Below are 21,320 nucleotides of genomic sequence, written 5' to 3' on the forward strand. Positions count from 1 at the left end.
CCGCAAATAAATAATTATGAATTACCTCTCAGCCGAAAATTTAACCAAGTCCTACGGCGACCGTATTCTGTTCCGGAATCTCACGTTTGGGGTCAACCGGGGCGATAAAGTCGCAATCGTCGGTGCTAACGGCTCCGGCAAAACTACGCTTTTGTCCATTCTGGCCGGGTCAATCCCCCCCGAAGAGGGCCTTGTCAGTCACCGGAAAGACATCAGCATTGGCTACCTTGATCAGCAGCCCGATCTGAATGATGCCCTGACCGTCATGGAAGTTGTGCTGGCAGGTGAAAGCGCTCAGCTAGATGCCGTACGTGCTTACGAAAAGGCGCTGGCAACAAACGACACGGACGCACTCGAACGGGCCATGAGCGACATGGAAAAACTCGAAGCCTGGGACTACGAAGCGCAGATCCGACAAATTCTGGGTGAACTCGGCATTCAGAACGTCGATCAGCGCGTTGGGTCGCTATCGGGTGGCCAACGAAAGCGGGTAGCGCTGGCGCGGGTGCTGATCCAGAATCCAGATTTACTTATCCTGGACGAGCCAACCAACCACCTTGATCTGGAAGCCATCGAATATCTGGAAAACTTCCTGAACACCAACAACGGCACACTGCTCATGGTCTCCCACGACCGCTATTTTCTGGATCGGGTCTGTAACCAGATTGCCGAGCTGGACGGTGGGCAGCTGTATACCTATAAAGGGAACTACGCCTATTTTCTCGAAAAGAAAGACGAGCGCGAAGCAGCAGCGGCCTCCGAGCTGGCAAAAGATCGCAATACGTTCCGGCGAGAGCTGGAATGGATGCGTCGCCAACCCAAAGCACGGGGTACTAAGGCGCAGTATCGCATCGACGCTTTTGACGATCTGAAGGAAAAAACCAGCGGCAAACGTAACGACGGCGAGCTGGACCTGAATCTGCGGATGACCCGGCTTGGCAGCAAGATTCTGGAGGTTGAAAACCTGAGCAAACGTTTTGGTGATAAGGTACTGCTTGATCATTTCACCTACACCTTCAAACGTTTCGACCGTGTTGGGTTGATTGGGAAGAATGGTATGGGTAAAACCACGTTGATGAATATGCTGACGGGCGAGCTTCGTCCTGACTCGGGCAAGATCACGACGGGGGGAACGGTTAAGTTTGGGTACTACACCCAGAGTGAATTAGACCTGCCCGAGAACCAGCGCGTAATCGACGTCGTGCAGGACGTAGCCGAGGTTATGAAACTGGCTAACGGCGATACCGTTACGGCAACTCAGCTGCTTAGCCGATTCCTGTTCGACCGGGCTAAGCAGTATGATTACGTAGCGAAACTGAGCGGGGGTGAAAAACGGCGGCTTCAGTTGCTGCTGGTACTTGTCCAGAACCCAAACTTCCTGATTATGGACGAGCCGACCAATGACCTCGACATCACGACGCTGAACGTACTGGAAGACTTCCTGCTGAGCTTTGGGGGCTGTGTATTGATTGTTACGCACGATCGCTATTTCATGGACCGGCTGGTCGATCATGTATTTGTGCTGGAAGGCGAAGGCAAAGTGCGCGACTATCCCGGTAATTATACCGATTATCGCGAATGGCGCGACAGTCAACCCAAGCGGGTAACCACCCCGGCAGAAAACAGTCGAAAGGAGCAGGCACCGGCTGCCAGCGGTCCGAAAACACAGACTGTGGATTCAGTTACGCCATCGGCAGGTAACGGCGCAAAAAAGAAGTTGTCATTCAAGGAAATTCGGGAGTACGAAACGCTTGAGAAAGAAATCGAGTTACTGGAACAACGTAAAGCCGAAGTCGTCGAGTTGCTTAACACGGGTGGGCACCACGAACAACTAACCGCCTGGGCTCGGGAAATCGAGCAGATCGACCAGGACGTTGCCCAGAAATCAGACCGCTGGCTGGAGCTGGCAGAATATATTTAATGAGCGAAAGAATGAATGAGCGAAGGAGCGAATGATCTAATCTCTCCAGATCTACTTGTTGACCCGCTCTTTCATTCTTTCACTCTTTCGCTCTTTACCAAATGGATCAGATTATTGAGTTTTTCCGGTACTTGCTCGACTCTGAGGAAATCATCCAAACGGGTGGGTTAGTGCTGATTACGCTTATCATTTTCATTGAGAATGGGATCATTTTTGGTTTCTTCTTACCGGGCGATTATCTGCTGTTTTTATCCGGTGTTTTCGCGGGCACCCGTCTTCTGGACGTCCCGCTTTGGCTGCTACTAACCTGCATCTTTGGGGCCGCCGTTCTGGGATCGCTAACCGGCTACCTGACCGGTTACTACGCTGGCGGGCGACTGCAAAACCGGCCAGACTCGCTACTATTCAAAAAAGAATACATCACGAACACGCGGGTTGCTTTCGAGAAGTATGGCACTAGTGCGCTTATCGTGGCCCGTTTTCTGCCGATTGTCCGCACGTTTGCGCCGGTCCTCGCGGGGCTGATTCACATGGATTTCCGCCGTTTCCTGCTGTATAACATTACGGGAGGGGCCATCTGGGTGCTGACGCTGGTCGGTGGCGGTTTCTTCTTCGGCGAGCAATTTCCCTGGATCATCAATTACGTCCACTGGATTATCATCTTCTTCCTGGGGATTACGACCTTTACCGTTATCCGCGGTTACCTGAATGCCCGACGCGAACGGCGGGCAGAGAAGGCAAAAGTAGAATAAGCAAAAAGACCAGCTCATCGCTGGTCTTTTTGCTTAGATGTGATGTTTGATACGTTGTTAATTCCGCAATGGTTTTCCACCCGTCAGCAAACTTTGAATCCGTTCCAACGTCTTCTTCTCGCCACTAAGTGACAGAAAGGCTTCCCGCTCCAGATCCAGCAAATATTGTTCTGATACGTTTTGAGGAGCGCTTAAATCACCTCCACAAATTACGTACGCCAGCTTATCAGCAATTTTGGCATCATGGTCCGAAATATAGCGGCCCATTTTCATGGCCGTTATTCCGGCTTTGAAGAGCGCGATTCCCGTTCTACCCTGTACTTTGATGTCGGCGCGAGGCTTCGGCTGGGTGTATCCATTCTCCGCCAGTTCGATAGCGGCTTGTTTGGCCTCAGCGATCAGACGACTACGATTCAGTACAATCTGATCGGTTGACCGCAGATAATTCATTTCCAACGCTTCCTGAGCGGAGGTAGACACCTTCGCCGTGGCTATGTTCATGAAGATATTTTGCAGGATGTTCAGCTCGGGATCACCAGATTGATAAAGATCCGACGCCCGGGCCGCCATTTCTTTCGTACCGCCCCCAGCTGGAATCAGACCAACCCCCACTTCGACCAAACCCATGTACGTCTCGGCGTGCGCAACGGCCCGATCGGAATGCAGAACAGCTTCGCAGCCACCACCCAGCGTTAATGTGTGGGGCGCTACGATAACCGGAATGGATGAATAGCGAATGCGCGTAATCATCTTCTGGAACTGCGCAATCATCAGGTTTACCTCATCGAACTCCTGCTCGACAGCGAACATGAATAACGCTCCGAGGTTGGCTCCTGCTGAAAAAGCTGCTGTATCGTCGTTCCCAATCACCAATCCCCGGAAGTCTTTCTCGGCCATCGCGATTCCTTTCATGACCGCTTCCAGTACTTCGGCTCCGAACGTATTCATCTTGCTCCGGAACTCGACGTTCAGGATTCCGTCGCCTAGATCGATGATGCTGGCCCCTTTATTTTTCCAGACAATGTTGTTAGACAGATTCTCGAGAATCGTGAACGACTCGGTACCGGGAATTGCTTTGTAGCTTTTGGTTGGAATATCGTAGTACTTGAGAATGCCGTTTTCGATCGTATAAAAACTCTCGAAACCGGCCTCAAGCATGTCGTAGACCCAATGGGCGGGTTTCTGTCCCTGCGCTTCAATCAGTTCTACACCCCTGCGAACGCCAATAGCATCCCAGGTTTCAAACAAACCCAGTTGCCAGCCAAAGCCGGCCGTAATGGCAGCATCAATGCGATACAGTTCATCTGAGATTTCGGGAATCCGGTACGTAGCGTAACGGAACGAATCGGCAAACGTGCGACGGTAAAATTCGCCCGCTTTATCCTTCCCATCGATTAAAACAGGAAAGCGTTTTCGAAGATTATCAATCGTCTTGGTACCCTCCAGCGTAGCGAATTTAACTTTTTGCGATGGCTTGTACTCATAACTCTTGAGGTCCAGCGCCAGAATTTCGGTTTTACCACTGGCGTCTTTCGTCTTCTTGTAGTATCCCTGCCCTGTCTTGTCGCCAAGCCACTTGTTCTCCATCAGCTTGACCACCGACGAGGGTAATTCAAACGATGCTCTCGACTCGTCGTGTTCCATCTTGACGAGGTTGCTAGCTACGTTCACGGTTGTGTCCAGGCCCACTACGTCCGATAGCCGGAATGTACCCGATTTCGGGCGCCCTACGACAGGCCCGGTCAATTTATCCACTTCTTCAACGGTTAACCCTAGTTCTTCGGCCACCCGAATGGTCTGGATCAGGGATTGAATACCCAGCCGGTTAGCGATGAAACCCGGTGTGTCCTTGCACAAAACCGTTGTTTTGCCCAGATACAAGTCGCCGTATTTCATCAGGAAATCGACTACGGCCGGATCGGTATCCGGGCCGGGAATGATCTCCAGCAGACGTAGGTAACGGGGCGGATTGAAGAAGTGCGTTCCGCAGAAGTTTTGTTTAAAATCATCGCTCCGGCCTTCCGTCAGTAGATGCATCGGAATACCCGAGGTGTTCGACGTAATCAGCGAGCCCGGCTTACGATATTGCTCAACGCGTTCGTAAACCGATCGCTTAACATCCAATCGCTCTACCACGACTTCAATAATCCAGTCGTACGAAGCAATTTCTTTCAGGTTATCGTCAAAATTACCCAGCTTGATTCGGCTAGCGAATTTAGCGCTGTACAATGCCGCCGGACTTGCCTTGAGCATCGTTTGAAATGCGTCGTTCACAATACGGTTACGTACCAGCGGGTTTTCTACGGTGAGGCCTTTCGCTTTTTCGGCGGCATTCGGCTCTTTCGGCACAATGTCCAGCAGCAGCACATCAACGCCAATGTTAGCAAAGTGAGCCGCAATACGCGAGCCCATAATTCCCGACCCCAGCACGGCCACGCGCCGGATAGTACGGTTCTTTACTTGGGTTTTAGGTTTTTCCAGGGTTGCTTCCATAATAAATGGATTCATCGATCAACGTTCAATACTCAACTGGAAACATAACGCGTCGTAAACTGCGTCATGCAAATCCGATTCGGTAATAACTCCATATTCGATAGTTAGCCGTTGTTTGTCAAGCGTTCTGATCTGGTGACATAGAACGATTGATTCATTGGCTAAATCACTGCTCCCAACCGGCAGTAAAACTTCATTCGGATAGATCTGTCGCTCTGGCTTCCGCGAGGTGATTGGTAAGACATTTACTGTATTCAGCAAATAATTAATATCGTTATCGCTGATTACCAGAACCGGACGTGATTTCCCCTGCTCAGAACCTACTACTGGATCAAGGCTAGCCCGATAAATATGCCACTGCAAAATTGTCATAGCCCTTCTCCATCAACGGCTTTGAAATCCGCTCGAATTTCTTCTATATCAGCCAAGAATAATGGATCTGATGATGCCTGCTTCAAGCGGGTTATTTTTTCAGCCTTAGACTCGCCTATGTCTTCTACCACAACTAACACCTTCTTTTGTCTAAAGTCGGCAGGCAAATTGATCACAATTTGCTGATCGTGTACATCAACTATTCGCTTCCAAGTCATCGTTTATCCATTTAATAAGTGATGTCTTAATCTTTTTTAGCTGATATCTAGAAACGATTATACTACCACTTGTCAGTCCAGCGGCAGCTCTTCGGTTTCAGCGGTTTTAATCTTGGCGTTTTCGTCTTCAACCAGGCGGTTAATGTCTTTGATGACTTCGAAAAACGTCACTAGCTTATCGAGTGGAATATTTTCCCGAACCAGATTGTTAAATTGAATAACCCCGGCCCGAGCCATTTCCCGTTTTTCCTTGCCAGCGTCGGTCAGGTAAATACGAACAAATCGCTTGTCGTTCCCATCAATTTCCCGCCGGATAAGCCCCCGCTCCTCTAGGCTCTTAAGCATTCTGACCAGCGAACGCGGCTCCATACCGAGCAGCGGCCCAATTTTCGTGGCTGGTGTTCCTTCGTCTAGGTCAATATTGAGCAATACGTACCCAATCGCCATCGTAATGTCGAAGCGCCCCGCGTGAGCATTGTACATGCGAGAAATGGCATGCCAGGCCCATTTTATATGGAAATCAACGGTCTTTTCCTTTTTCATAGTAGATGTCGTACGTCCTGTTCAGACGTGTAAATCTACCATTTTTTTATAATAGTATGCAAGCATACCATTTTTATTCTGTCAGTAGTTTGTCGATCAAACGATTGAATTCGTCGACGTATTGATCGTAGTATTTGCCGGTACCAGGACCAGAAAACCCAGTATGGATGTGGCGTACCTGCCCTTTTTTATCAACGAAAATCGTCGTGGGGAACGCGACCACAGCGTTCAGTTCGGGAAGTACTTTGGCGGCTTCGGTTTTGTTATTGGTACCAGCCAGCGCAACCGGATAGTCGATAGCAAACCGGTTTTTCATCCGTTCGATTTTAGGTCCCGAGACCGCCATATCCGCTGAACGTTCGAAGGCCAGACCAATGATCTCCACGCCCCGTTTTTTGTTGCGCTTGTACCACGGACTTAGAAAATTGGTTTCGTCCATGCAGTTTGGGCACCAGGAACCCATGATCTGAATAACCGTGACTTTTCCCTTAAACTGAGGATCAGATAGTGATACTGTTTTGCCTTCAGGTGTAGGAAACGAGAAATTGAGAGTTTTAGCGCCCGGTTTCAGATACGTTAGCTTGGCCGGATCAGGCAGTTCTGCTTTGGGGTCCAGCTTCGCCACCCATGACTCGTAGCCAGCAATCCCCGCCCAGAGGCCACCCGACAGCGTCTGACCCGCCGGATTATACTTGGCTTTGAAGAGAAAGACATGTGATCCATCGAAGCAGGACAGAAACAGACTGTCGCCCACCACGTTGCCGTCCAGATAGCGGTAATCACCCGTTGGGGTCAGGAACGTTCCTGATACACGGTTTCCTTTCTGGTCGAATACGCCAATGGCATTAACCGTGTCAACCTTTCCACTTTTGCTGTCGAACTGGGTAGCCCACTTTCCCGTCAAATGCGTCGCGGCTTGTTTACTATCCGGTACGAATCGATACGTATCGCCTAGCTTCGCTTCAAAAGGCAGGCTCTGATACTGTTTTGTTGACTGCCGCCGGCGCCAGACGCCCCGCAACGTTGCCACGCCGGACGTATTCTCGTCTATCTTTGCCACCAGTTCTGAATCGAACAACGACATGGGAATGTAGATTGAATCACCTTTCACCGTCGCCTGATCCATGGGTAATTTCTCGTTACCGTTGATGGCCAGCACGGCATACGTATTTGCCTGACTCGCTTTCTGAATCGACAAACCGAACGGAAGAATGCCGCCACGGGTTTTCAGCGTAGCCCGGTAGGTTCCCGGTTGAACAGTTGCCGGTTTCGACTGGCCAGCGCAGCCCGTTAACGTAGCGAACAGCACACTGGCTGCAAGGAAAAGCTTTTTCATATCACAAAAGAACGAATACGTTTGTAACGAGCACTGTATTAGCTTAGTTTCTGAATGACCAATTACCACGATCCCGTTTTATTACAGGCCTGTATCGAAGGGCTTGACCTGAAACCCGGCGGCACTTATGTTGATATTACCTTCGGCGGTGGTGGACATAGCCGCGAAATTCTGCGGCAGCTTGAAGAAGGTCGCCTATTCGCCTTTGATCAGGACCCCGACGCCCGCGCCAACGCACAGGCCATCGATGATCCACGCCTTACATTCATTGCCTCCAATTTTCGCAACATCAAGCGTTACCTGAAGCTGTACAAAGCCGAGCAGGTAGATGGGATTCTGGCCGATCTGGGTATTTCGTCACACCAGATTGATACGCCCGAACGGGGCTTTTCGACCCGCTTTGACGCTGACCTGGACATGCGCATGAACCAGCACGCCGACAAGACAGCCCGGGACGTAATAAATGAATACAGTGAAGCCGATCTACACCGAATTCTGGGTATGTACGGCGAAATTACCAACGCCCGCACGGCTGCCACGGCGCTGGTAGCCGCCCGCTCGAATCGTCCCGGAGGCCTGAAAACCGTCAATGATCTGAAAGCAGCCCTACAACGACTTGCCCCCCGCGGCAAGGAAAATAAGTACTTCGCGCAGGTTTTTCAGGCATTACGTATTGAAGTAAACGAAGAAATGCAGGTGCTGGAAGAGTTTCTGGAACAGGTTCCTGACATCCTGAAACCAGGCGGCCGGCTAGTTGTCATGTCCTATCATTCGCTGGAAGATCGGCCGGTGAAGAACTTCATCAACAAAGGGAAATTTCTGGGCGATGTCGAGAAGGATTTATTCGGTAATGAGCTGAAACCGTTACGTTCGGTGACCCGAAAACCCATCGAAGCAACTCCCGACGAGATTGCCCGGAACCCACGCGCCCGAAGCGCCAAACTACGTATTGCCGAGAAGATTTAAGGAGCGCTTTTTTACCCGCAGTCCAGACCGTAGTTTTGGCACATATCGCCCCTAACCGTTTACTTGTAACTGATCATGCTTGCCAAAACCTATGGCGCTGCCGTTTACGGCGTCAACGCTAGCCTTATTACCATCGAAGTCGCCGTTGCTCAAGGCCTTCATTTTCACCTGGTCGGTCTTCCCGATAGTGCCGTCAAGGAAAGTGAACAACGCGTCGAGGCTTCACTTAAGTTTTTTGGCTACAGAATGCCCCGGCAGAAGGTAGTCGTTAATCTAGCCCCGGCCGACGTACGTAAAGAAGGCTCGGCTTACGACCTACCGATTGCGCTTTGCGTCTTACAGGCCTCCGAACAAACCAGCGCACAGCGCAGTCTGGAAGACTACGTCATTATGGGTGAGCTGGCCCTCGACGGAACGTTACGTCCCATCAAAGGTGTGTTGCCTATTGCCATCGAAGCGCGGAAACGTGGTTATAAGGGGTTTGTACTACCAGCCGAAAATGCGCAGGAAGCGGCTATCGTCAACAATCTGGATGTTATTGGCGTAACGACCATGCAGGAAGCCGTCGAGTTTTTCGAAGGAAAAAAAGACATCGATCCAGTAGTCAGTGACACGCGTGATCTATTTCTGAGTCAGATTAACGCTTATGACGTTGACTTCTCACACGTGCAGGGACAGGAAAACATCAAACGAGCGCTGGAGATCGCGGCCGCTGGCGGACACAACGTCATCATGATTGGTCCACCGGGCGCTGGTAAGACGATGCTGGCCAAGCGCCTGCCAACTATTCTCCCTCCGCTCACCTTACAGGAGGCTCTGGAAACAACCAAAATCCATTCCGTAGCGGGCAAACTGGGAACGCGCGCCAATCTGATCGCAACCCGGCCTTACCGCGCCCCTCACCATACTATCTCCGATGCGGCTCTGGTGGGTGGCGGCAGTTTTCCGCAGCCGGGCGAAATTTCTCTGGCGCACAATGGCGTCTTGTTTCTAGATGAGCTGCCCGAGTTCAAACGGTCGGCGCTGGAAGTGATGCGCCAACCACTCGAAGATCGCAAGGTCAGTATCTCACGGGCAAAATGGGCCGTGGAATTCCCGGCCAGCTTTATGCTCATCGCCAGCATGAACCCCTGCCCCTGTGGCTATTACAACCATCCCGAGAAAGAATGTGTCTGCGGACCGGGCGTTGTCCAAAAATACCTGGCTAAGATTAGTGGCCCCCTACTCGACCGGATTGATCTGCACGTTGAGGTCACACCCGTCTCATTCGATCAGATGACTGCTAACCGACCCGCCGAGTCCAGCGAGGTTATTCGCGAGCGGGTCATTCGAGCGCGGGAATTGCAAACCGTCCGCTTTGCTGAGCAGCCTGGTATTTATTCCAACGCCATGATGCCCTCGCAGATGGTCAAGGAAGTGTGCCAGATCAATGACGCCGGACGGGCTCTACTCAAAACAGCGATGGTGCGTCTAGGACTCTCAGCGCGTGCCTACGACCGAATTTTAAAAGTTTCGCGCACCATTGCCGACCTGGCGGGCAGTGAGGATATCCGTATCGAACACTTAGCGGAAGCCATCCAATACCGTAGTCTGGATCGGGAGAGCTGGGCAGGGTAGCCACTGTCGTTCAGAACCATACGATCAATTGGCGACCGGTTACTACAAAAGAATTCCTTTTTATTGAATTGTTGCGATAGTTTACGGCTCAACCTCATCGATCTGGCTTTCAGTTACTGAGACCAGTCGGCTACTCTACAAAGTCGTATGCATAAACTTCTCAATTCTGTTCTGATTGCTAGTCTGCTTTTCCTGGCTGGTTGCCTGGATCACCGCGAACTGACCTCCCCTTCGCAACTTCGGGTGGAGGATTTCGCCACCGGGTTAGCAACGCCCATCGGTATAGCCGTGGATACCAGGGGTTGGCTCTGGGTCACGGAAGTAGCGACCGGTCGGGTTTCCGTCGTTACGCCTGATGGTAAGAGTTATCCCGCCATTACTGGTTTTTCCGTTGCGGTTAGTCCAGAAGGATTACCGGACGGTCTCAACCACCTTGCTTACCGCGACGGTATGCTCTATATCCTGCACGGCGTGGACGATAAGCTTTACAAAGCCAACGTTAGCTCGTTTAAACCGGGCGATCAGCCGCTAACGGCCAGCAGTCTGGCCAGTGAACCCATTGGTCAGTTCGTAGTCGACTACAAATTTGCGGACGATACCGGCGAGTCGAATTTATACAACCTGACGTTCACGCCTAACGGCGATATGTACATTGCCGACGCAGCGGCTAATGCTGTTATCAAACGGACCCCAGCTGGTGCCTTGAGCGTTCTGGCTCCAATTCCAGGCATTACCAACCCAACGCCGGTTGGCCCACCCAACGTGCAGGCCGTACCCACCGGCGTTGCTTTCGACGGACAAAAACTGCTGGTAACGACACTACTTGGTTTCCCGTTTCCGGCCGGTAAAGCTCGCATTTATCAGGTCGATTTGTCGGGAAACGTATCACTTTATCAGGAAGGATACACCAGCCTGGTCGATATCTTGCTGGGCGCGGACAAACGGCCAATCGTACTGAGCGTTGCTCAGTTTGGCCAGACGGGTCCAACCCCGAACACGGGTACGATCACTCAATTTGTCAACGGACAAAATACCACGTTGATCAGCAACTTGAACCTACCAACTGACCTTGAAGTCGGGGCCGCCAACACGTACTACGTGACGAGCCTGGCTTCCGGGAAGATCCAGAAAATTACGTATTAATCGTCCTGTTTAATCTTTCTCAGCCGATACGTTGCGCAAAAGGCACGTATCGGCTGATTTTTTGAAGGTCTGTTGACGAATGTTGGGGTAGCACGATCGGACAACTGGTGCATTATTAATTCCCGGCGCTTACGGGATCAAGCGATTATTAACCGGTAAATAAAGACAACCTACGACTTTGCTACGTATACGTTTAACTCCTTTCGTTCATGCAGTCTTCCTCTCGTCGCTCGTTTATCAAAACGCTCTCGGCGGCTTCGGCCTTAGTAACCACCGAACGAGTAGCCCGTCCTTTTCACGATTTACTGCCTGCTTATATTCCTAACCTGAAAAAAGCCAGCCCCAACGACAAGATTCGTATTGCTACGATCGGTATGGGCATTCAGGGTAACTACGATACGCAGGCGGCCTTACGAAATCCAGACATTGAACTGGTAGGCGTAGCCGATTTATATGATGGCAGGCTTACCCACGCAAAAACGGCTTTTGGCAAAGACAAGGAGCTTTTCACTACCCGCGATTACCGGGAAATCCTTCAGAGGAAAGACGTCGACGCAGTGCTTATCGTTACCCCTGATCACTGGCACGACCGCATCACGATCGCAGCCCTGAACGCCGGGAAGCACGTATACTGCGAAAAACCGATGGTCCAGAACATCAACGAAGGAAAACCAGTGATCGACGCCTGGAAGAAATCGGGCAAGACCATGCAGGTTGGTAGCCAGCGTATCAGCAGCGCGGCTTTTCAGGAAGCAAAGCGGTTGGTTCAGGCGGGCGAAATCGGCGCCATCAACTACATTGAATCAAACAGCGACCGCTTCAACGCCATTGGTGCTTGGCAGTATTCTATTCCGCCCGACGCGTCGCCCGACACCCTGGACTGGGACCGTTTTCTGGGTGACGCCCCCAAACATCCGTTTGACCCAAAGCGCTTTTTCCGCTGGCGGAACTACCGCGACTACGGTACGGGCGTAGCGGGTGATTTGTTTATTCACCTCATCACGGGCGTTCATTTTGTTACGGGAGCAATGGGACCTAACCGTGTCTTTGCGTCCGGCAATCTGGCGTATTGGAAAGACGGCCGCGATGTCCCCGACGTCATGACCAGCATCATGGATTACCCCAAAACCGATCAGCACGATGCGTTCCAGATGGTGTTGCGGGTCAACTTTGCCAATGCCGGAAAGATTAGCAACGTAACCCGGATTATCGGTAATGAGGGCCAGATTGAGTTTTCCGAGAACAACCTGATCCTGACGAAAAAGAAGCTCCCGCTGGCCCCCGGTTATGGCAATTACGACAGCTTCTTTACGTTCTCGGAGCCCGTTCAGCAGGAGTTTGTTAAGCAGTACGACGCTCAATATCCGGAAGAAAGCCGCAAAGCCGAACCGGCCAAAGAGTTACGCTTTGATGCTCCCAAAGACGACGATGCGCACGCCAAACACTTCGCCGACTTCTTCACGAACGTTCGTAATGGTAGTCAGGGAACCATCGAAGACCCGGTCTTTGGCTTCCGGGCCGCAGCCCCCGTTTTGGCCAGCAATCTGAGTTATTTCGAAAAACGCGTTGTCAACTGGGACCCCGTCACGATGACCCAGAAAGGAGCAACATCGGCCTCAAAGCCAACGGCTAAAAAGGCAACGGCCCATTCAGTTAAGAAATAGGACTAATGCGTTAGGTGGCAGAAGCACAATCATATTGACTTGAATTCCAGGCTTTTTACGAATTGATTCATTCTTAAAGTGACCATTTCGGTCAGAAAGTCTTATTTTTGTGGAATGGTTTAGCCTGCTTACTGGGGTGAATACCAGTCAAACCTAACTTTCGTTACCCTTCTAACAAGTCCAATTTAACTGTATGAAACGCGTATTAGTAGCTTTGGCCGCTGTGGCAATGCTTTCTTCTTGTGGTAGTAAGAAACGGCTGGCTGAAATCAAATCTCTTCAGGAAGCTCGTGATAAAGCTGTTGCTTCGTTAAACGACTGTGACCAGCGCACGGCCGATCTGCGTTCGCAACTGACGACCAAAGATGCCGATCTACAAGGCAAAACGAAGCAGGTTGGCGATTTGCAGGCGCAAATTGACTACCTGAAAAAGACGAACACCAACCTGCTCGACCGTATGTCTGATCTGTCGATCGTGAGCAAGTCAGGTGCGGAGAGTATTAAAAAATCGCTCGAAACGCTGAACGAGCAAACCAAATACACCAACAACCTGAATGCGTCGATTCAGCGGAAAGACTCGATCAACCTGGCGCTGGTCATGAACCTGAAACGGTCGCTGGACGATATCAACGATCAGGACGTAACGGTTGAGGTAAAGAAAGGCGTTGTTTACGTGTCGATCTCCGACAAACTGCTGTTCCGTTCGGGTAGCTACGATATCACCGCGCGGGCCGAAAACGTGCTGGGTAAGGTAGCCAAAGTCGTCAACGACCACAAAGAGCTGGATATTCTGGTTGAAGGTCACACGGACATCGTCCCTATCTCAACGGCATCAATCAAAGACAACTGGGATTTGAGTGCCCTGCGCGCTACGTCGGTTGTTCGGACGCTGCAAACCAAATTTGGTGTAGCGCCATCGCGGATGACAGCCGGTGGCCGGTCGGAGTTCTCGCCCAAAGATGATAACTCTACCTCGTCAGGTCGTCAGCAGAACCGCCGGACAGAGATCATCATCACGCCGAAACTCGATCAGTTCTTCAACCTGCTTTCGAACGGTAAGTAATCGATCGAATTGCTGATAAAAAAGCCCCGCTGGCAGTGCCAGCGGGGCTTTTTTATATTAGGTTTTTGCGTTATAGCTTATCTTCTTCTTTTGTTTTTGGCTCGTCCGTATCGACCGAGGAGGCAGACGTAACGGTACTATCGTCTGGCTCGGTGGACGGTGCCTTTTCCCCTTCTTCCTCAGCCAGATACTCGGCCGTTGGCAATACCTCAGCTTCGGCAGCATCCGGGCCAGACGCAGGCAGCAACCCGCCCTCTGCCGACTGCTCGCCAAAGAACCGACGCTGGAAAAACAGAATGATACAAACGCCGATGAAAATACAGGCGTCGGCAATATTGAAGATCGGCGTCGAGTAATATTGCCCCCCCCAGACGGGTACCCATTCTGGAATGAATCCCTCCCATACATCAAAGAAGATCATATCGATCACCTGACCATGAAACCAGGGCGTAGGGGAACCATAGGGTGCGTTATTCAGAAAAACCCCGTAGAACGTACTGTCAATTACGTTGCCAACCGCGCCCGCCAGAATCATAGACATAGCCCAAAGCAAACCGTTGGGCGCTCCCCGGTGCGCCAGATGAACCAGGTAGTAGCCAATACCCACCATAGCGAACAACCGAAAAACACTGAGCAGCAACTTGCCGTATTCGTAACCCAGCTGCATACCAAACGCCATGCCGGGGTTCAGTACGTAATGCAATTTCAGCCAGTCGCCAACTAGACTGATCTGCCCGGCAAAACCGGGGGCCATATAAAAGTGAACGGCAAGCTTAACGCCCTGGTCCACAGCAATCAATAATAACGTCAGTAAAAAAAACTTGAGGGGATTTTTCTGAATCATAATGCAAAGATAGAAGACCCGGTTTGGAAAACCCGGCCTGGAAAACACAGCCTGATGGTCACTAAAAGAAATACGGAGGGTCTGGCTTCGGCGTTGATCCGGAAAATCCGTTGATCAGCTCCGGCAACCATGCCCTCCGTATGTGCGTACCTGTCTAATAGATTACTTGCAGCTTTTACGCCGGCATAACTCGTTGGCAACCAAATTAAACTCACGACTGCTCTGACCAGCAATAGACTTGTTTTCATCGGCACGCCGGAAGAGGTATGGCATTACTGCTTCGACTGGCCCGTAAGGTACGTATTTAGCTACGTTGTAGTCAGCACTGGCCAGGTTGTACGAGATGTTGTCGCTCATACCCAGCAACTGCGCGAAATAAACGTGCGGATCATTGGCCGGGATACCCAGTTCCTGCATCCGGCGGATACAGTAGAGGCAACTGTACTCGTTGTGGGTACCTAAGCAAATCGACAGCACATCCCGATTTTCCAGTGCGTACTCGATAGCCGCATTGAAATCACGATCGGTATCCTCCTTCGTCGCCTGGATTGGATCCTGGTATTCCTCCTCGTGGGAACGTACCCGTTCTTTCTCCATGTAAGCGCCCCGGACCAGCTTAGCCCCCAGGTAATACCCTTTGGCACGGGCTTCTTCGATATCCCGACGCAGGTGAGACAGGCTCTCCCAACGGTACATCTGATACGTATTGTACACAATGGGCCGCTCGTGGTTATAGCGATCCATCATCTCATACGCCAGCGTATCAATGGTATCCTGAATCCAGCTTTCCTCGGCATCAATAAAGATGCGAACGTTCCGCTCGTAAGCCCGGCGACACAGTGTGTCCACCCGCTTCAGGACCCGGTCAAATTCGGCTTTCTGCTCCTTGTTGAGCGAATCGCCAATTTGCACGGCTTCCAGCAGCTCGGTCGACGCCAGGCCCGTTACTTTGAAGACAGAAAACGGAATATCGGTGGATTCGCTGGCCCGTTCAATGGTCCGCAGAATTTCGAGCGTGGTCTCATCAAAGCTTTTTTCGGTTTCCTCCCCTTCCACCGAATAGTCAAGAATGGTCCCGATGTGACCCTTATGCAGATGCTGAATAGTATGCTCTGAATCGCGAATACTTTCGCCCCCGCAGAACTGCTCAAAAATGGTATTCTTAATAAGGAATTTGATGGGGAGATGTAAACGTAGGGCAATCTTTATAAAAAAAGTGCCTAAATTTACCAGCCATCCCTTATTCATCAACGCAAATAACCAGTACGTTTTTCGAAGTTTGGAATTCGACTGGGCAGAAAAAGCAATCGAGGTGTCTTCAAATGAAACTGGCACTGCTTCCGTGGGCCGTTCGACGGTTTCCGGAAAAAGATTACTTCGGTTCGACATATCAGTGCTCCGTTTTGACGGTGCTACGTCCATAGCGTTAGGTGCGTGTCGGTTAACACGGTCGAAATATATAACGAAATTTCGGCCTATCCGTTAAGCTCACCGGCGCGGCTTGTTCGACAAATTAGAAACAACGTTAGAAAAATAAAGGAACTGACCTGAAAAACAGTCAATTCCCTTCGCAAATATACCATAAATTTGCATCAAAAAGTTCCCAATAGAGTACCTGGTTACTGACCAATTACGCGTTTTGTATGAAAGTAGAATTAACCGTAGAACCGCTTGGATCCTGGATAGATACCAACGGCAAACCTCTGATTATTGCTGGTCCGTGTAGCGCTGAAACCGAAGACCAGTTAGTTGAAACAGCCCGCCAGTTGAAAGAGTTGAACGCGGTGCATGTTATTCGGGCGGGTGTATGGAAACCCCGTACCCGGCCGGGCAGCTTCGAGGGTATGGGCGAAGCCGCGCTGCCCTGGATTCAGCGGGCGAAAGCGGAAACGGGACTGCCGTTTGCCGTTGAAGTAGCAACGCCGGAGCACATTGAGCTGGCGCTGAAATACGGTGTTGATATTCTATGGGTGGGTGCCCGGACAACGGTAAACCCATTCAACGTTCAGGAAATTGCGGACGCTCTGCGTGGCGTTGACGTACCTGTTCTGGTTAAAAACCCGGTTAACCCGGATCTGGCTCTGTGGGTTGGTGCTTTCGAGCGTCTGGCCGGAGCGGGTATCACGAAGCTGGGCGCTATTCACCGCGGATTTGCTACGGGCGAAGCGACTAAATACCGCAACGTACCGATGTGGCAGATGGCGATCGAACTGAAATCAATCTTCCCACAACTGCCGATCATTGGCGATCCTAGCCACATGGCCGGTAAGCGGGCTTACCTGAACGAGCTGGCACAGATGGCGATGGACCTCAACTACGATGGTCTGATCGTTGAATCGCATATTGATCCAGACAAGGCATGGAGTGATGCTGCCCAGCAGCTGACGCCTGCCGCGTTCGGTGACATGCTCGACCATCTGCAAATCCGGCAGGTTGAATCACAGAACCTGGAATTCCAGAGTGTGATGGAGCAGACACGTCGGAACATCGATAACGTCGACCGGCAGATCGTTGAGATGCTGGCGGCTCGGATGGCCCTGGTTGAGCGGCTGGCCGAGTACAAACGCGATAACAACGTAACGTTGTTCCAGCCTGACCGCTGGAAGGAAATCCTGCAATCGCGGGCCGACCTGGGTAAGAAACTGAACCTGTACCCAGAACTGGTGGAAGAGATCTACAAAATCATCCACATGGAGTCGATCCGGAAGCAGACCGAAATTATGAACAGCTCGGTGCAGAACGCGTAACCGACTACTCATCTTCACAAATCCCTCAATTCTAATCGAGTTGAGGGATTTTTTATGGCCTTACGTTTGGGGGATGCCTATTGATGTAGCTCTATCGGCTTAACCGTAGCCGCATGGTAGAGCGGTTATAGCCAGCAAAACACCCCAGTCCGCCCTGTATGTTAGACGGAATCAGTACAGGCTCCGCAAACGGATTTCCCGAGGACTGCGCCTGCAAGCCAGCGGACATCTGGTACTGATAATACGTTTTTTCGATGTTCAACAAGTTTATCGTGACCATCGCATCCCGAAACCGGCTTGGGAAACTGCGCTGGGCCGCCGGACTACTCACGTCAATTCGGCTAACGTACGCACGTTCGGAAAAAAGTTGGCTACCGTCCTGACTTTCATCAGTCATCAGGCTACCGTTCGAGGAGTCAAAGCGAATATTACGGTACTCACGTCGACCGGCAGAATCCGCATTGATGAATTGGAACAATCCCGTTACCTGGTAATAATTCGCCTGACGTGGCTGGTCGGTCCAGTACGAACGGACGAAATACCGCTTCTGCTGATTGAAAAATTGATTAACGATTGCTGAATCGAACACGATGCCATCTAGTCGAACCGGCGATGGAATGGTACAGCTGCTCTCTGCCCGTTCGCCACCGGGCGTCTGGATGATAAGCTTGTAGGTGCGTCCGGCGATTATGGGTAGATACCGGGCTTCGATACCGTAGTAGTCTGCGGTGTTGTTTTTGTTGTTCAATGCAACCATCCGATCGCCCTCCTGAATGGTCACTACGGCGTTCGGGATGTTCATCGTCGTTCCGGTGTCAACACTATCGCCTAGTACGGTTCGGGAACGGGATACTTTTACGGCTAACACGGTATCCTGGGGGGATAGGAACCCTGTAATAACGAGCTTACCGGTTTCCCGATTCAGGAACTCCGGATTAACCTCCGTGCGCAGACTGCCGCACCCCATTAGCAGGCATAAGCAACCGATCAGCCACCAGCTCTGTTGTTGTTTCATCAAAAGGTAAAGTTATAGCTGACAGAAGGAACAATCGGGAAAACGGAATACCGGTACAAGGCCGTTCGCGGAGCTTTCCCCGTCTGACTGATCGATTCGAGCTGATAGAAAAACGGGTTCCGGCGATTGTACAGATTGTAGACACTTACCTCCCAGGTGCGTTCGTGGCGTTTTTTCTGTTTATGAAATTGCAGGCTCAAATCCATTCGGTGATAGGCTTCCGCCCGAAAACTGTTTTTTTCGATGCCGTAGTCCTGCACCTGACGATTGCGCTGCAACAATCGCTGAATCAGACCGCTGCTTGTACCAAGGGGCGTTCCACCCGGCTGATACGTATCATATAGCCCAACCGGTACCGTCAGCGCCTGCCCGGTACCGTATACCCAGGTCGACGAAATCGTAATTCCCTTACTCAACTCGTAAATGCCCACCAGCGAGATATCGTGCCGCCGATCGTAACGGGGGAAATAAGGGCGTCCCCCGTTCAGTTCGGCGAACTGCCACTGCGTCCAGGATAGTGTGTAACCCGCCCAGCCGGATAGTCTGCCTACTTTCTTCTGCAATAACACTTCGGCGCCGTAGGACCAGCCGCGCCCCGTTGTTACGTTGTCTTCCCAGCTTACCGGCTTTGTCGACGTCGGATCCGAAATCAACAGAAAGCTAGCTCCTTCGCGGTAGTTGATGATGTTCCGCATGGTTTTGTAGTACCCTTCAATGGTCAGCGTCAGCCCTTTGGTCAGGGCGCTGTTGCCAGCGAAGTCTTTAGCAAAGCCCGCAGCTACCTGCTGCGACTGCTGCGGTTGGACCCGCCCCGTGGTAGGCACCCATAGATCCGTCGGCAAGCCGATTCCCGTATTAGAAAGCAGATGTACGTACTGATTCATCAGGGCATAAGACGCTTTGACAGACAGGTTAGGACGTAGCGTGTAGCCCATCGACAGGCGTGGTTCGGGACGAAGATAACCAGCGTTTTTCTGCTGAAAATGGCTTAATCGTACCCCGCCGTTGATCCGCCACCGATCCGTTGGCCGCCAGTTGTCTTCAACGTAAATACCAGACTCAACGGCGTCAATGGCCTCAACGGTTGACGTAAATTCGGCGTCACCCGCGTTTTGAAGCACCACCGCGCTGGGCGTAAACCGGTGATAAATGGTTTGTACGCCCGCCCGCACCGAGTGCTGGGGCGCTGGGTAAAAATCCAGATCGTATTTCAGAGCGAAGTCCCGGATTCCCGAACTATACCGCAGGGAAAACTGATCCGTAGCCGTAGCCTGCGTACTGGGTTGATCCGATGAGATCTGAAGTTTGTAATCACTAAAAATGAGCGACAGGTTCGAAAACAGTTTCTGGCTGAACAGGTGATTCCAGCGGAAGGTGCTAGTTGCGTTTCCCCAGCCCAGGGCAACATTGGACCCGGCCGACTGATCGCGGGCGTAAAAACGATCCCGTCCGAAATAGCCACTCAGGTAGATTTTGTCCTTCGGGCTCAGGTCATAATTGGCTTTTACGTTCAGGTCGTAGAAATAGTAACCGGCCTGCGTCTCGCCGTTGCTCTGCGCCCGGATGATGGGCGCGGTGATGGCGTCAAGGTACGTCCGCCGGCCGGAAACCACGAATGAGCCCTTTCGATTTTTGGTCAGTGGGCCTTCCAGCATCAGCCGTGATGAAATAAGCCCGATACCGCCTTCTCCGTGCAGTTTTTCGCGGTTCCCATCTTTCATGTTCAACTCAATTACCGATGAAAGCCGACCGCCGAACCGCGCGGGGAAACCGCCTTTAGTCAGTTCGACGCTTTTGATGGCATCGCCGTTAAAGACCGAAAAAAAACCGAACAAATGGTTTGCGTTGTAAACGATAGCGTCGTCCAGAATAATCAGATTCTGGTCGGGTCCTCCCCCGCGCACGTAAATCCCGGTTTGCCCTTCCGAGCCTTTCTGCACGCCCGGCATCAGTTGCAGGACTTTCAATACGTCTTTTTCGCCGAGGAAAGCCGGAATTTTCTTGATCTGCGTTACCGGAATGTCGATCTGGCTCATCTGTGCCGTTTCACTGACTTTCTCGTCGCTCGATTGCCCCGCTACGTTGACCTCGGCCAACTGCTGACCCGGTTGCAGGCTGACGTTCAGACTAACGTTTTTCCGGAGCGCCACCGTTTCCTGCCGCGTGTTGTAACCCACAAAGGAAAAAGCCAGTCGCACGCTGTCGCGGGCGGGTAGCGTGAGCGAATAAAATCCGTACGTATTGGTAGACGTCCCCGTTGATGTGCCCGGAATATAAACGTTGACCCCAATCAGTGCTTCCTGGCTTCCCACTTCCCGAACGTAACCGCTGATTGTGTTTCGGCCGGGAGGAGACTGCGCCCAGGACACCTGCGCAGCGAGCAGAACCAGACTCGCAAAAAGTATTCGTATTGGCATGCTAAAGGGCGAATCGACACGGCGTGATTAAAACGACTGTAACCGGGTCATTTTGTTGGGCTAACGACTTTGTTTATTAGTTAACAGCGCTTATAGAAGTATTCGTATAACAAAACAAAGGCTGGCTGGGTGAATTGCTCACTTTTGTGGAATATGCGGAACAAAACAACTAGTTACCAAGTACTATTATAAGAATATCTGGCATGAAT

17 protein-coding genes are annotated in these 21,320 nt (G+C 51.4%); 8 read left to right on the forward strand and 9 right to left on the reverse strand.

The features are described 5' to 3' along the window. Window positions 1-16: 16 nt before the first annotated feature. Window positions 17-1,921 carry an ABC-F family ATP-binding cassette domain-containing protein gene (locus ACYVAD_RS03180; protein WP_461138008.1) on the forward strand — a complete coding sequence of 635 codons (1,905 nt, stop codon included), beginning with the start codon at window positions 17-19 and terminating at the stop codon, window positions 1,919-1,921. A 101-nt stretch (window positions 1,922-2,022) separates the two neighbouring features. Continuing rightward, on the forward strand, window positions 2,023-2,673 hold the full coding sequence (locus ACYVAD_RS03185; RefSeq protein WP_461138009.1) for a DedA family protein: 651 nt from the start codon (window positions 2,023-2,025) through the stop codon (window positions 2,671-2,673). Between the two features lie 57 nt (window positions 2,674-2,730). Here ACYVAD_RS03185 and ACYVAD_RS03190 read toward each other — a convergent pair whose 3' ends face one another. The 5 genes from ACYVAD_RS03190 to ACYVAD_RS03210 form a co-directional block, all read right to left on the reverse strand. After that, window positions 2,731-5,166: a 3-hydroxyacyl-CoA dehydrogenase/enoyl-CoA hydratase family protein gene (locus tag ACYVAD_RS03190; RefSeq protein ID WP_461138515.1), complete on the reverse strand. Its 2,436-nt coding sequence runs from the start codon at window positions 5,164-5,166 to the stop codon at window positions 2,731-2,733. Between the two features lie 18 nt (window positions 5,167-5,184). Then, window positions 5,185-5,538: a type II toxin-antitoxin system PemK/MazF family toxin gene (locus ACYVAD_RS03195; protein WP_461138010.1), complete on the reverse strand. Its 354-nt coding sequence runs from the start codon at window positions 5,536-5,538 to the stop codon at window positions 5,185-5,187. Next, entirely contained in the window at window positions 5,535-5,756 is a 222-nt protein-coding gene (locus ACYVAD_RS03200; protein WP_461138011.1) for a hypothetical protein, read from the reverse strand. The genes ACYVAD_RS03195 and ACYVAD_RS03200 overlap by 4 nt, the downstream gene beginning before the upstream one ends. A gap of 72 nt (window positions 5,757-5,828) precedes the next feature. Next, a complete protein-coding gene (locus ACYVAD_RS03205) occupies window positions 5,829-6,299 on the reverse strand; it encodes a MarR family winged helix-turn-helix transcriptional regulator (RefSeq protein WP_461138012.1) in 471 nt (156 codons plus the stop codon). 73 nt (window positions 6,300-6,372) lie between these two features. Beyond that, window positions 6,373-7,635 carry a peroxiredoxin family protein gene (locus ACYVAD_RS03210; RefSeq protein ID WP_461138013.1) on the reverse strand — a complete coding sequence of 421 codons (1,263 nt, stop codon included), beginning with the start codon at window positions 7,633-7,635 and terminating at the stop codon, window positions 6,373-6,375. Between the two features lie 54 nt (window positions 7,636-7,689). Between ACYVAD_RS03210 and rsmH the strand changes: the two genes are divergently transcribed. From rsmH to ACYVAD_RS03235, 5 genes are all read left to right on the forward strand, one after another. Continuing rightward, on the forward strand, window positions 7,690-8,601 hold the full coding sequence (rsmH, locus tag ACYVAD_RS03215; protein WP_461138014.1) for a 16S rRNA (cytosine(1402)-N(4))-methyltransferase RsmH: 912 nt from the start codon (window positions 7,690-7,692) through the stop codon (window positions 8,599-8,601). 75 nt (window positions 8,602-8,676) lie between these two features. After that, window positions 8,677-10,218, forward strand: coding sequence for a YifB family Mg chelatase-like AAA ATPase (locus tag ACYVAD_RS03220; RefSeq protein ID WP_461138015.1), 1,542 nt, complete (start codon window positions 8,677-8,679; stop codon window positions 10,216-10,218). A 147-nt stretch (window positions 10,219-10,365) separates the two neighbouring features. After that, entirely contained in the window at window positions 10,366-11,361 is a 996-nt protein-coding gene (locus ACYVAD_RS03225; protein WP_461138016.1) for a ScyD/ScyE family protein, read from the forward strand. A gap of 209 nt (window positions 11,362-11,570) precedes the next feature. Beyond that, window positions 11,571-13,025 (forward strand): Gfo/Idh/MocA family protein, encoded by a 1,455-nt coding sequence (locus ACYVAD_RS03230; RefSeq protein WP_461138017.1) that lies wholly within the window; start codon window positions 11,571-11,573, stop codon window positions 13,023-13,025. 193 nt (window positions 13,026-13,218) lie between these two features. After that, window positions 13,219-14,088: an OmpA/MotB family protein gene (locus ACYVAD_RS03235; protein ID WP_461138018.1), complete on the forward strand. Its 870-nt coding sequence runs from the start codon at window positions 13,219-13,221 to the stop codon at window positions 14,086-14,088. Between the two features lie 70 nt (window positions 14,089-14,158). Here the strand turns inward: ACYVAD_RS03235 and ACYVAD_RS03240 are convergent, their stop codons facing one another. Further along, window positions 14,159-14,932 carry a lipoprotein signal peptidase gene (locus ACYVAD_RS03240; RefSeq protein WP_461138019.1) on the reverse strand — a complete coding sequence of 258 codons (774 nt, stop codon included), beginning with the start codon at window positions 14,930-14,932 and terminating at the stop codon, window positions 14,159-14,161. A gap of 162 nt (window positions 14,933-15,094) precedes the next feature. After that, window positions 15,095-16,321, reverse strand: a complete 1,227-nt coding sequence (locus tag ACYVAD_RS03245; RefSeq protein ID WP_461138516.1) for a proline dehydrogenase family protein — start codon at window positions 16,319-16,321, stop codon at window positions 15,095-15,097. Between the two features lie 254 nt (window positions 16,322-16,575). Between ACYVAD_RS03245 and ACYVAD_RS03250 the strand changes: the two genes are divergently transcribed. After that, entirely contained in the window at window positions 16,576-17,679 is a 1,104-nt protein-coding gene (locus tag ACYVAD_RS03250; RefSeq protein ID WP_461138020.1) for a chorismate mutase, read from the forward strand. A gap of 91 nt (window positions 17,680-17,770) precedes the next feature. Here the strand turns inward: ACYVAD_RS03250 and ACYVAD_RS03255 are convergent, their stop codons facing one another. Then, window positions 17,771-18,694 (reverse strand): DUF4249 domain-containing protein, encoded by a 924-nt coding sequence (locus ACYVAD_RS03255; RefSeq protein ID WP_461138021.1) that lies wholly within the window; start codon window positions 18,692-18,694, stop codon window positions 17,771-17,773. Beyond that, on the reverse strand, window positions 18,694-21,111 hold the full coding sequence (locus tag ACYVAD_RS03260) for a TonB-dependent receptor (protein ID WP_461138022.1): 2,418 nt from the start codon (window positions 21,109-21,111) through the stop codon (window positions 18,694-18,696). Before ACYVAD_RS03260 ends, ACYVAD_RS03255 begins: the two co-directional genes overlap by 1 nt. Window positions 21,112-21,320: the final 209 nt, after the last annotated feature.

The organism is Spirosoma pomorum (assembly GCF_054776615.1).